Origin of the sequence: Sulfuricurvum sp. (assembly GCF_028713855.1) — a bacterium.
Classification (GTDB): domain Bacteria; phylum Campylobacterota; class Campylobacteria; order Campylobacterales; family Sulfurimonadaceae; genus Sulfuricurvum.
This window is the reverse complement of sequence record NZ_JAQTNN010000007.1, coordinates 35,133-47,588: the sequence shown is the minus strand read 5'-3', so window position 1 is coordinate 47,588 and position 12,456 is coordinate 35,133. Positions and strand designations below refer to the sequence as shown.

At 41.9% G+C, this 12,456-nt stretch carries 13 protein-coding genes; 7 read left to right on the top strand and 6 right to left on the bottom strand.

Features of this window, described 5'->3' with window-relative positions; translation table 11 throughout:
• Positions 1-2: 2 nt before the first annotated feature.
• From PHI47_RS07940 to PHI47_RS07930, 3 genes are all read right to left on the bottom strand, one after another.
• The gene (locus tag PHI47_RS07940) at positions 3-506 is read right to left on the bottom strand and encodes a 3-isopropylmalate dehydratase small subunit (RefSeq protein WP_299935890.1); all 504 of its coding nucleotides are present in this window, start codon (positions 504-506) and stop codon (positions 3-5) included.
• Between the two features lie 97 nt (positions 507-603).
• Positions 604-1,392 carry a flagellar basal-body rod protein FlgG gene (gene flgG / locus PHI47_RS07935; RefSeq protein ID WP_299935889.1) on the bottom strand — a complete coding sequence of 263 codons (789 nt, stop codon included), beginning with the start codon at positions 1,390-1,392 and terminating at the stop codon, positions 604-606.
• A gap of 17 nt (positions 1,393-1,409) precedes the next feature.
• The gene (locus PHI47_RS07930; protein WP_299935886.1) at positions 1,410-2,234 is read right to left on the bottom strand and encodes a flagellar hook-basal body protein; all 825 of its coding nucleotides are present in this window, start codon (positions 2,232-2,234) and stop codon (positions 1,410-1,412) included.
• A gap of 143 nt (positions 2,235-2,377) precedes the next feature.
• Here PHI47_RS07930 and rpoD point away from each other — a divergent pair, with 143 nt between their 5' ends.
• The gene (gene rpoD, locus PHI47_RS07925; protein ID WP_299935883.1) at positions 2,378-4,237 is read left to right on the top strand and encodes an RNA polymerase sigma factor RpoD; all 1,860 of its coding nucleotides are present in this window, start codon (positions 2,378-2,380) and stop codon (positions 4,235-4,237) included.
• Positions 4,237-4,923: a hypothetical protein gene (locus PHI47_RS07920; RefSeq protein WP_299935880.1), complete on the top strand. Its 687-nt coding sequence runs from the start codon at positions 4,237-4,239 to the stop codon at positions 4,921-4,923. Before rpoD ends, PHI47_RS07920 begins: the two co-directional genes overlap by 1 nt.
• Here PHI47_RS07920 and PHI47_RS07915 read toward each other — a convergent pair.
• The 3 genes from PHI47_RS07915 to hemL are packed head-to-tail and all read right to left on the bottom strand — an operon-like array spanning position 4,916 to position 6,918.
• A complete protein-coding gene (locus PHI47_RS07915) occupies positions 4,916-5,335 on the bottom strand; it encodes a hypothetical protein (RefSeq protein WP_299935877.1) in 420 nt (139 codons plus the stop codon). The two genes, PHI47_RS07920 and PHI47_RS07915, sit on opposite strands and share 8 nt — an antisense overlap.
• A gap of 3 nt (positions 5,336-5,338) precedes the next feature.
• Positions 5,339-5,635: an AtpZ/AtpI family protein gene (locus PHI47_RS07910; RefSeq protein WP_299935875.1), complete on the bottom strand. Its 297-nt coding sequence runs from the start codon at positions 5,633-5,635 to the stop codon at positions 5,339-5,341.
• A complete protein-coding gene (gene hemL, locus PHI47_RS07905) occupies positions 5,635-6,918 on the bottom strand; it encodes a glutamate-1-semialdehyde 2,1-aminomutase (protein ID WP_299935872.1) in 1,284 nt (427 codons plus the stop codon). Before hemL ends, PHI47_RS07910 begins: the two co-directional genes overlap by 1 nt.
• 102 nt (positions 6,919-7,020) lie before the next feature.
• Between hemL and tgt the strand changes: the two genes are divergently transcribed.
• From tgt to PHI47_RS07880, 5 genes are read left to right on the top strand one after another with little or no spacing between them, the layout of a single operon-like run.
• Positions 7,021-8,142, top strand: coding sequence for a tRNA guanosine(34) transglycosylase Tgt (tgt, locus tag PHI47_RS07900; RefSeq protein ID WP_299935869.1), 1,122 nt, complete (start codon positions 7,021-7,023; stop codon positions 8,140-8,142).
• 1 nt (position 8,143) lies between these two features.
• Positions 8,144-8,926, top strand: coding sequence for a pyridoxine 5'-phosphate synthase (locus tag PHI47_RS07895; RefSeq protein ID WP_299936137.1), 783 nt, complete (start codon positions 8,144-8,146; stop codon positions 8,924-8,926).
• Positions 8,914-9,840, top strand: a complete 927-nt coding sequence (pdxA, locus tag PHI47_RS07890) for a 4-hydroxythreonine-4-phosphate dehydrogenase (protein WP_299935867.1) — start codon at positions 8,914-8,916, stop codon at positions 9,838-9,840. The genes PHI47_RS07895 and pdxA overlap by 13 nt, the downstream gene beginning before the upstream one ends.
• 4 nt (positions 9,841-9,844) lie before the next feature.
• Positions 9,845-10,918 (top strand): PilZ domain-containing protein, encoded by a 1,074-nt coding sequence (locus PHI47_RS07885; protein WP_299935865.1) that lies wholly within the window; start codon positions 9,845-9,847, stop codon positions 10,916-10,918.
• Position 10,919: 1 nt separating this feature from the next.
• Positions 10,920-12,455 (top strand): hypothetical protein, encoded by a 1,536-nt coding sequence (locus tag PHI47_RS07880; RefSeq protein WP_299935864.1) that lies wholly within the window; start codon positions 10,920-10,922, stop codon positions 12,453-12,455.
• Position 12,456: the final 1 nt, after the last annotated feature.

The window sequence follows — 12,456 nt, the reverse complement described above, 5'->3', positions numbered from 1 at the left end:
AATTATTTCTCCTGTGCTGCTATTTCAGCATTTGCGTAGTTCATCAATCCTCCGGCACTTAGCAGTTCTTGCATAAATGGAGGGATCGGGATAAAGTTATAAATTTTACCATTTGTTGTGTTGGTAATAGTCCCTGCATCCATATCGATGCTGACGGACTCACCCTCTTTGATTTCTAAACTTTCTGTGAGTTCAAAAATAGGCAATCCCATATTAAACGCATTACGGTAAAAAATACGGGCAAACGTCGGAGCGATAACGGCTGCAACACCGGCAGCTTTAAGTGCGATCGGAGCATGTTCACGTGATGAACCACATCCGAAGTTTTCATCAGCGACGATGATATCACCCGGAACCATTTTCGTTACAAAAGTTGGATCGGCATCTTCCATAACATGTTTAGCAAGTTCTTTTGGATCCGAAGTATTGAGATAACGAGCGGCAATAATGAGGTCTGTATCGATATCTTTACCGAAATTCCAAACTTTCCCTTCAATCTTTTGCATCAAAAATCCTATCGTATGTAAAATTAAGGGGATTATAGCCAAGAAGAGTTGAAAGAGTTTTAAATCCCCCATAAAGGGAGTTTAATATCTGTTAATATTATCGTTTAAGACCGTTTGTGGTTGCCAACATTTCATCACTTGTCGTAATAACTTTTGAGTTAGCATCGTAGGCACGTTGACCTGTAATCAAATCGGTGAGCTCGACAACGAGTTGAACGTTAGAAAGCTCAACAAAACCTTGACGAATGTTTCCGATTCCATTTTCACCCGGAGTTCCCTCAATCGGCTGACCGGAACTGTCGGTTTCGATAAAAAGATTGTCTCCCATCGCATGCAAACCGGCCGGATTGACAAAATTAGTCAGTGATATCTGCCCTACCTGTGTTGCTTGCGCCTGACCGGATTGTGTAACACTGACGATTCCGTCTGTTCCGATACTGATATCCATAGCATCTTCAGGAATAACGACTTCAGGGACGAGGGTATATCCGTCTGAATTAACCAAGGTTCCATTGGCATCCACTTTAAAAGAACCGTTACGGCTATACACTTCGGTGCCGTTTGGAAGTTGAAGTTTAAAAAAACCTTTACCGGTGATAGCGGTATCGAGAGTATTATCTGTCTGTTTGAGACTGCCTTCGGTAAAGATTTTATTGATGGCGGTCGGTCGAACCCCGAGACCCACTTCGATACCTGTCGGAGATTTTGTGGTATCGCTGGTAGAAGTTCCGGCATACGTCATGACTTTATACATCAAATCGGCAAATTCAGCACGGGACTTTTTATATCCCATGGTGTTAACGTTGGCAATATTATTCGCCGTCGTATCGATTTGTGTTTGCATTGCCAGCATTCCGGTAGAGCTGGTATAGAGTGATTGCATCATAGTATTATCTCCTTATCTTATCGTCGTGTTACGGCTAATTTTTCGATCGCATCTTTGTTGAGATCATTCATCTGCGAATCCATCGCTTTTTGATACATTCCCACCATCCGGTTTGCCTCGACCAAAGCAATCATCTCGTGGACGGCATTGACGTTGCTTTTTTCTGTATACCCTTGCATAACCGATCCGCTTTCGGTCAACGGTTTGAGAGGATCAGCAGGATCAGGAACATAGAAACCATCTCCCTCTTTTTTCAACATTCGGATGTTTTGTGGTTCAATGACCATAAGTTTTTTATTGGCTACCATCTGTGTAGAGCCGGCAACATTGGTAGAAATTTGACCGTTTTTATCGATGGTGATAATGCTGTCATCCGGATTAAAGGTTATCGCTGTTTTGGTTTGGAAGTAATCCGTTGACAATACTTCATACCCTTGTTTTGTAACCAGTTTTCCTTCGTCATTCGTTGTAAACGTTCCATCACGGGTCAAACGGACGCCCTGTGGAGTCTTTACTGCAAAAAATTGCCCAACTTTACTAAGTGCGAGGTCAAACGTATTTTCCGTTTTTTGCATCGAACCCAAACTAAAATCGGTGTATGCATCCGTAATCTGAGGAACACGGGAAAGTGAGCGGTTAAAATACTGTGCTGCTTCCTCTGTTTGATTGGCAATTGGGAGGATGCTTTGTTTATCTTTAAAAAGACGGACAAAATCTCCTGTAATTAATTGATCCTGTTTATACCCTGCCGTGTTAGCATTGGCAAGATTCGAGGCAATCGTATCCATACGGTTGAATTGGGCTACCATTCCCCCCGTCGCCGCATAATATCCGGTCTGCATTTATCATCCTTATGGAGTATTGAGACAGTTATAGCAACAAGTGTTCCACAGTTATAAAACAGCGACAAGAAAAAGTATCTAAAGCTCTTTAAGAAAAATTTCGGTATAATCCACCTCTTTTAACGTAAGGGAGTCTTCCTCGCATGAGTGTCAAAGATCTAAATAAACATCTCGAAACCCTATTTACCGAACACAAATCCAAAAATTGTCTCACGTATGAAACAATTGTCGATCCTTTTGACAAACAACCGACCCTTGCGCAAGCAAAATCAATCCTAAAGTTAGCTCAGAAACATAAAATCTGTCTTTTCACTTCTTCAGAGCATGCCAAAATGCTTAATCAGCAAGAAGCTGCAGCCAAACGCGCTGCTCAGCTTAAATACATCGAAGAAGCCAGCGGTGATGAGTTTGATATTCTCAAACAACATGAACTTCTTGAATGGTCTCGATCCGATTCTCCGGTACGTATGTATCTACGTGAAATGGGACAAATCCCTCTTCTTACTAAAGAAGAGGAAGTTGAAATTTCCAAACGTATGGAGATGGGTGAAGGGATTATTATCGATGCGATCTGCTCGGTTCCTTACCTAATCGACTTTATCCTCGATTACAAAGATCCACTCATTAATCGTGAGCGCCGCGTTAAAGAACTCTTTAAAAGCTTCGAAGAAGAGAATGAAGAAGAGAACGATGATGGCGATGATGAGATCGATGAAGAAGAAACAACTGAAAAAGCCCCGTCTGTAAAAGACAAAAAACGGGTAGAAAAAGTCGTTACCAGCTTTAAAGCGCTTGAAAAAGCAAAAAAAGACTGGGTTAAAGCGACTGAAAAAATGTTAGAAGAGTGTTCTATCGATGAGATGGATGCCGAATACGTTCTTTTCTTTCTAAATGTCAGTTTCAAGAAAAAAATGCTTAAAGAAGCTTTGTTGGATCTTGGGCCAACCTCAAAACTTATCAATGAACTCGTTCGTTCAATGGAGACAGCACTTCGAAGCGATGAAGGGTTTGACCGTGAATTGAAACGTCTTGAGTACAAGCTTCCACTTTTCAATGATCAGCTCAAAAAGAATCACACGCTGATTTTGAATAAAATCTGCGATTTGACCAAAGAAGAGATCGCGGCAAAAGTTCCTGAAGCTACGATGGTCAGCACCTATATGGAGATCAAAAAACTGATTCAAACCAAAGAAGCTTCCAAAGGGGGCTTCAACATGGAGCCGGATAAACTGGCGGATATTTTGGAACAGATCAAGCGGGGTAAAAATATCTCTGAAGTCTCTAAAACCCGTATGGCAAAATCAAACCTCCGTCTGGTTGTATCCATCGCGAAACGTTACACTAACCGCGGTCTCCCATTCCTTGATTTGATTCAGGAAGGAAATATCGGTCTTATGAAAGCGGTCGATAAATTCGAATACCAAAAAGGGTACAAATTTTCGACGTATGCCACATGGTGGATTCGTCAGGCTATCAGCCGTGCGATTGCCGATCAGGCACGTACGATCCGTATTCCGATCCATATGATCGAGACGATCAATCGTATCAACAAGATCATGCGTAAGCATCTCCAAGAACACGGAAAAGAGCCGGATGTTGAAACCATCGCGGAAGAAGTGGGCTTGTCGGTTGAGAAAGTTAAAAACGTTATCAAAATCACCAAAGAGCCGATCTCTCTCGAAGCCCCTATCGGGAATGAAGAAGACGGTCGTTTCGGTGATTTCATCGAAGACAAAATGTCCCTTTCACCGAGCGATGCTATTTTGAAAGACGATTTGAAAGTCCAAATCGAAAGCGTTCTTGAGCAACTCAACGAGCGTGAAAAAGCGGTTATTAAAATGCGCTTTGGGATTATGGACGATGAGAGTGACCGTACTCTCGAAGAGATCGGAAAAGAACTTAACGTTACCCGTGAGCGTGTCCGTCAGATCGAAAGCAGTGCGATCAAAAAACTTAAACACCCTAAAGTGGGTCGTAAACTTAAAAATTATATCGAGGACTGATGACATTCGATCAGCAATGGATTGAATATGATTTTAATCCGTTTATCCTTTTTAACTCCGGCGGCAAAATCGTATCGCTCAATACCGAGGCACAGTATCTCCTCGGTGCCATCGAAGCAACGGCTATATATAAGATTGCTACGACGTATGCAAGTTCTTCGTTTGGATTTAAAACGACTTTCTTGGAGCTTGAATTCGGACGATTCAAATTTTTCGGTATTACCGTCGGTTATGAAGATGAAGAACAGATCGGCATCCGTCTCTATCAACTCCCCTCTTTTCAGTTTACAGCGCACAAGCCGGAGGGGCAACTCATCAATGTCTATACGTTGATCGATCTGTGTATCAGTTCAAATTCGATTGGTAGCCAAACGCGCTATCTTAAAGAACTTGATCCGACTATTCCGGAAATTCGTTTGCAAACTGAGCTTTTTATCAAATTGCTCAATAAAATATATACTTCTATGGTTGGAAATGAGAAGATTTTAACCCGATTATTTTTCCGTGTCGGAGAACATATCAAATTTGAGGGAGAGAAATACTCCCTTTTCTCCATCGAGATCTCATCCGATACGATCATTCGAAAATATCTTTCTGAGATTACCCATTTAGCTGAAGAAAACAATCTTTTCATCGATCTAAAAGAACAGAAAATTACGATCAACGTTCCGATGATCGTTAAATAAACATCTTCTTTCCGATCAAGTAGCCCAGCGGTATTCCTACCGCCAATCCGACCAAATACGGAAGTATCAATAACGCGTGGCTGTTGTTAAGTGCGATAAACCCTAAAATCAAAAAAGCATACGGTATTAAGCGATATACTGACACCATTGCCGACGCATTTTTGGTCGTATTCTCGATGATATTGCTCTTTTGACGAGCTTTTTCCTCTTTAATCATCTGTTTAATATCCGCTACTTCATTCGCTCGCTCTTCTTCGTATAAATCATACGGGTCATCCAACATATCAATACTGTCTTTGACATCCTCAAAATCCACATCCCCGATACGACTTTGAATCATATTACGGTATGCATAGAGCGATCCCATCACTATAAGCATTGATGAGAGCATCGCAACGAAAAAACTGATCATTTATTAGTCCTCGTCATCATCGTCATCGACTTGTTTGCCCATGTTGTAGCGTGGATCTTTGGCTAACTTTTCGAATTCTTTGTATTGTTTACTGTAGGCTTTATAAACATTCATAATCGCAGCTGCAATACCGATCGCTACACCAATCCAAAGAAGCCATGTAATACCGGTCAGTTTTTTAAGTCCTAACCCGATTGCAACACCAAGCAATACGGCAACCACTATCGAAATACCGAGCGATAAGCTCTCCGCCCCTTCAATAATCGGTTTAATACGTGGTTTATGTTCTTCGTTTTCCATTATAGCTCTCCGAAAATTTTGTTTGCGGCAGCGATGGTCTCTTCGATCATTGCATCGGTTGTTGCCGTACAGATAAATCCAGTCTCAAACTGCGAACAGGCAAAGTAGAATCCGGCATCCAGCATAGCTGCATGAAACTTGGCAAATCGCTCTGTGTCGCTTTTAAGTGCTTCCGCAAAATTTCCGATTTGAGTATCACAAAAGAAAAATCCAAACATCGAACCTCGTACATCGGTTTGAAGTCCGATATTGTTTTTTTGCGCCGCTTCTGCAAACCCATTCATTAGTCGTTTAGCACGCTCTTCGAGAACTCCGAATACACGTCCGTTGGTTTTGAGCTTGTTAATTGATGCAAGACCTGCCGCCATGGCTACCGGATTTCCGCTAAGAGTTCCTGCTTGATAAACACCGCCCTCCGGTGAAAGGTGAGCCATGATGTCACGACGACCGCCGAAGGCACCCACCGGCATTCCTCCGCCGATAACTTTACCCAAGGTAACCAAATCGGGTTTTGTCCCTGTAATGCTCTCAGCACCATGAAGACAAGCACGGAATCCGCTCATAACTTCATCGAAAATCAGTAATGCACCGTATTCATTGCACACGGCGCGAAGCTCAGCGAGGAAATCTTTGGTAGCAGGTACTAATCCCATGTTTCCGGCAATCGGCTCGATGATGACACACGCGATCCCAGGGCTATCTTTGAAACATTGGCGAACACTATCGATGTTGTTGTACTCTGCCAACAATGTATGCTTAGTAAAATCGGCAGGTACTCCCGGAGAACTTGGTGTCCCAAATGTTACGGCACCAGAACCTGCCTGAACGAGAAGCGCATCACTGTGACCGTGATAGCATCCTGTGAACTTGACGATGTCATCACGTCCTGTAAAGCCGCGCGCAAGACGGATCGCACTCATTACCGCTTCGGTTCCGCTGCTCACAAAACGGATTTTTTCGATAGAGTCGTAGATTGAGATAATCAGCTCTGCAAGTTCTGATTCTGCTTCAGTCGGGGCACCAAAACTGAGACCGTGTTTAACCGCTTCGATCACCGCTTTTTCGATACTCTCATCACGATGACCGAAAATCAACGGCCCCCAGCTCTGAACATAATCAACGTAGCGATTATCATCGATATCAACCAAATAACCACCCTCTCCGCGTGCTATAAAACGGGGGATTCCGCCGACGCTTTTAAATGCGCGTACAGGGGAATTTACACCGCCTGGGATAAGTTGCTGTGCTTTTTCAAAGGCTATTTCTGAGTGCTCAATGCTCATGGAGTTTCCTGCATAATTGTTTTTGGTATTATAGAGTGTTGTAGCTTTGGAGTTGCCTATAAACCTAATGTACGGTAAAATAGTGAAAAAACAAGGTTTTGAATGGAATTTAAGGTCGATGCCACCTGCGGCAAAGCACGAGCATGTACCATCACCACGGCGCACTCAACGATACAAACACCAATTTTTATGCCAGTGGGGACGGTAGGTTCGGTCAAAGGGCTTGATATGGGAGATATGACGGAGCTTTTGGACACTCAAATCATCCTTGCGAATACTTATCACATGTATCTGCGCCCCGGAGATGAGACCGTTGCAAGACTGGGTGGATTGCATGGTTATACCACTTATCCAAACAGCTTTTTGACGGACAGCGGCGGCTTTCAGGCATTTAGTCTTAGCGATATTTCCAAACCAACCGAGTCAGGGATTGAATTTAGAAGCCATATTGACGGAAGCAAACACTTCTTTACTCCCGAAAAAGTGATTGATATTCAAAACAATCTGGGCAGCGATATCATGATGATTCTCGATGATCTCGTCGCTCTTCCCGCTACGCAAGAGCGGATCAAAACCTCGATTCAGAGAACAACCCAATGGGCACAGCAATCGATCGATTACCATCGTAATAACCAAACTAAAGGGATCGGTGTCAACCAAAATATCTTCGCCATTATCCAAGGGGGAACCGATTTTAATTTCCGTACCCAATCGGCCGAAGAACTGTGTGCGATGGATTATGACGGATTCGCCATCGGAGGGCTTAGTGTCGGAGAAGCGAACAATCTCATGTACGACACGGTCGAACACACAACACCGCTGATGCCTTCCGATAAACCGCGATATCTGATGGGGGTCGGAACACCTGAGGATTTGGTCGAGAATATTGAACGGGGGGTCGATATGTTCGACTGCGTTATGCCGACCCGTAATGCCCGTAACGGAACCCTCTTTACGACGTTTGGAAAAGTTAATATCAAAGGTGCTCGATATAAATATGATACTGAACCGATCGATCCTGTATGTACGTGCTACACTTGCCGCCGTTACAGCCGTGCGTATCTGCACCACTTATTCCGATCCAAAGAACTTACCTATTTTCGTCTTGCTTCACTGCATAATCTCCACTACTATCTGTGGCTGGTCAAACAAGCTCGTGAAGCGATCATAGCGGGTAAATTTGTTGAATTTAAAAAGGATTTTTATGCATGCCGCCAAGCCTAAAATGACTCTTGGAGTCAATATCGACCACATTGCCGTACTCCGCGAAGCCCGTAAAATCAACGATCCCGATCCTGTTATGGCACTTGCGATTTGCGCTCAAAGCGGTGCCAATCAAATTACGATTCACTTAAGAGAAGACCGTCGTCATATTCACGATGAGGATGCACGACGTATTATTGCTATGTCCCCTCTTCCGGTTAATTTAGAGTGTGCCATTGAGCCATCCATCATCGGTATTGTATGTGGATTGCGTCCGCATCGGGCGACGTTGGTTCCCGAAAAACGTCAAGAAGTGACAACCGAGGGGGGGTTAGATGTCAGCGGGAATTATTCATCAATATTAAATGCTATTAATGAACTTAAAGATCATGAAATAGAAGTTTCACTCTTTATCGATCCGACACGAGAAGCGGTAGAAACATCCGAGCGTCTCGGAGCACAATGGGTGGAGCTTCATACCGGCAGCTACGCTAACCTCTATGCAATGCGTCACAGTTCCCTTCCCCATTCTCATCATGCGATCGAATCATTGAAATTATCTCGACAAGAACTGGACAACAAAATAGAGCAAGCGTACGGAGCGCTCGTCGATGCGGCTAATTATGCCCGTTCATTGGGTCTGAAAGTGGCAGCAGGGCACGGTCTGAATTATCACAATGTTACCCCGATTGTGGAAATAGATACGATTGAAGAGCTTAACATCGGACAAAGTATCATCGCCCGATCGGTATTTACAGGGTTGGCAACGGCAGTGTCGGATATGAAAGTATTATGTCAGCGTTAAAAACTATCGCTATTAGCGTCGGTGATTTGAATGGTGTGGGATTTGAAATAATTCTAAAATCCCATAATCAGATCAAACAACACTGTAACCCTCTGTATTGTATCAACTACACAATGGCACATCAAGCAGCAAGTTTATTGCATACGCAAATTCCCAATGATTTTCATATGTTTAAAGTCTCCGGAGAATTTACCATCGAAGCAGGTAAAATATCGGCTTCAAGCGGACGTTATAGCTATGATTCTTTTATTGCTGCCGTGGAACTCGCTAAATCCAAATCTGTTGATGCCATCGTAACCTTGCCAATCCACAAAGAAGCGTGGATGTTAGCGGGAATAAAATATGTCGGTCATACCGATGCGATGCGTGATATCTTGAAAAGCGATGCGATTATGATGCTCGGATGCAATAAGCTTTATGTGGCACTCTATACGGAACATATGCCACTGCGTGAAGTAGCAGAACATATTCAAACCGATAAGCTTGCAGCATTTTTACTTCAGCTTTATAATACGACCGAACATGAGCCCATCGCCGTACTCGGACTCAATCCTCATGCAGGAGATCATGGGGTTCTGGGAAATGAAGAACACTTTATCGAAGCGGCAATCCACTATGCCAACGAAAAGCTCGGTAAAGAAGTTTTTATCGGTCCTATCGTCCCCGATATTGCTTTTACTCCCCGTTTTCGCCAAAATTTCTCAATGATAGCGGCAATGTATCATGATCAGGGACTGGCACCGCTAAAAGCACTTTATTTTGATGAAAGTATCAATGTTTCATTGGGACTTCCGATCATCCGTACTTCTGTTGACCATGGTACGGCATTTGATATTGCCTACCAGCACAAAGCATCTCAGTTAAGTTATCTGAATGCTGTTGATGCGGCCATTACATTTGAGGGTAAAGAGTAAATCCATGTCTAAAAAAGCAGCAATCAATGTATTTAAAACCCTGATTCATCCACAATTAGATATGCAAGCTTTTCGTGTTTTTTTTATCAAGGCTGCTTGGAAAGCGTACACTGACGCTGAATCTTCACCTATTACACAGAGCCGCTTTCAAACACTCATCGGTCCCTTATTCGATTGGCTTTTTTTAGAGAAAAAAGGAAATAACACTACCGTTCTCAGTGATATTCGCGATCTCTTTCAAAACTCTGAGGCGGTAGAGCGATTTTTTTCCGATACATTTTACATTGTACTTAACCACTATATCAAATCATTTTATGGAACGATTGGTGGGTGGAATAAAATTATCCCATTTGCTACGGCCATAGAACGCTTCATCGCTTATGTATCAAATCGACTTGATGATGAGTCTTTTTTCCTTTTCGAAGATGCACTTATCAATGCGCTAGAGACCCTGAGACAACGTTCAGAAAATATTACGGTGCTTAACACTTACCACGGTGTTCCTATCCAATATCCTGCGCAAATTCTCCACACGGATACCCAAAGCGTTATTCTTCGGGTACATCCGCTTCAAGAGACTGCCGCACTCTTACAAAACGGTATTTATCTCCTCAAAAATGATCAATTTATCCATGATGTCTATGCCTCAGTAAATCCGGTACTCATTCAAGGAGAACGCGTTTTAGAGTTAAAACGATTTGATGAACTAGAGACGTCTCTCTTTCATCGACAAAGTATTCGTGTCCAGCCACCAACTGCGTTTGGGTTAACGGTTCAGCATATAAGCCTTACACTGCATTGTTATTTGTATGACATTTCAATCGGTGGTATAGCGGTGACAAGTAAACATACGTATGCCCTTTCCCCCTTTAGTGAGGTCATTTTGCTCTTTCCGCCTGAAATTATTGGACAGTCACCGGAAGTAAAAGGGCAATTGGTATACAAGTCTTCTTATGAGGGGGGATACAAATACCATTTTAAAATTGAACCGAATCTTCAACAAGAGGGTGAGCTCGGTAAATACATTGCGAAGCGCGAGCAGGAGCTTATCAAAAAGCTTCGTGAAGAGATTATTTAAGATGAAAGAACATAATACCCCACCCTCTGATATAGACTTTGTCAATCCGAAGATAGTTTCTGATGTCATTGATTTATTGGATACGATCCTTCCTAAAGACCTTTATGCTCTTGATTTTACACTCGAATACTATTTTACTTTACTCAAAAAATTATCGCTTTACGAAAAAGAAGAGTATTTCAATGATAAAAAAGAGGCCATTAAAAAAGCCATTACTAACTATTTTGCCCAATCCAATCAACATATCGATATCAATATCTCTTTTAAAACCTTTACGATGCATAAACACTTTTTTGAACATTCAAATTCTGAGCAGATTGACCGTATGATTCATCGGAATGTCTCTTTGATCAGTGATTTAGAAAGTAGAAAAGCGCAATTCCTTCCATTGCCTTTTTTAGTCTCTATTCCCAATGAATTTTACATACAGATTATGCAAGGCTATATTGAAAATCATCAATCCATGGAATCTGCAAGATACATTACAAGACAGCAAATCGATACTATTTTCAAACTTGATGAACGGGATATTATCTTTTTTTTACGCGGAAAAATATCGATACGCTATTTTACACTGCCTAAAAAAATACCGGAAGGTGTTGATAAACGGTTTGCCGGAGAATCCCTTGAGAGTATGACAATAATGTATCAAAATTATTTTCCAGACGGTGCATGGGAAATGATTGAAGAAGTATTAGATGATGTACTTACTGACAGACTGAACTTTGCTGTAATAAGTAATGCAGCATTCAACAAAACGTTTATACCGGTTTTCCGTTCTATGATTGAAATTCTTTTACTTGATCTCCTTAGCGAAAATGATCGTGAAAAAATTGAAGGACAAACCGGATATATACTACGACAATATTTTCAAAAAATTCTTTTACACACTTCTAAAAATCTTTTAAATTTTGTTGAAAACCGAAATAAAAATGCCGAAAATTTTATCAAATATTTTACCGATGACGTTATCATTGACGCAAACGGCAACAAAATACAAAAATTTGCTATTACCGACAAACGGCAGCAAAAATGGAATTACAGCTCCGTCGTATCGGTAATGATGCAATACAAGCAGACCAAAATCAGAATTGCAGCACAGCAAGAAGCAATATTAAATGCCCAAGGACGGGTTATCGATACTCAAAATGAGATTGCAGGTGAAAAGAAACATAAAAGCGAAATAAAGAGTGAACTCGATGAAATCGAAACGGTACTCTCTGAAGTTGATGAAAAAATTATTCAACTCAAAGAGAGAATACCGCAAATGCCTGAAGAGAATAAAGCATTAAAGAAAGAGATCAGTACTCTAAACGATACCTACACTGAACTCTACAAAAAGAAAAAAAATCTTACCGTACAGCTTGAATTGATCAAAAATCGGATGACCAACAAGATGAGTGAGCTCGCACAGCGAAATATGAAAGCTTCATACGAACAAAAGTCACTTCAGACGATTTTAGAACAAACCGCCTCTGTCAAAGAGATGTATGAGATAGTTTCAGAGGCATTAGCTCTTACACTGGCAAAACGCTAAC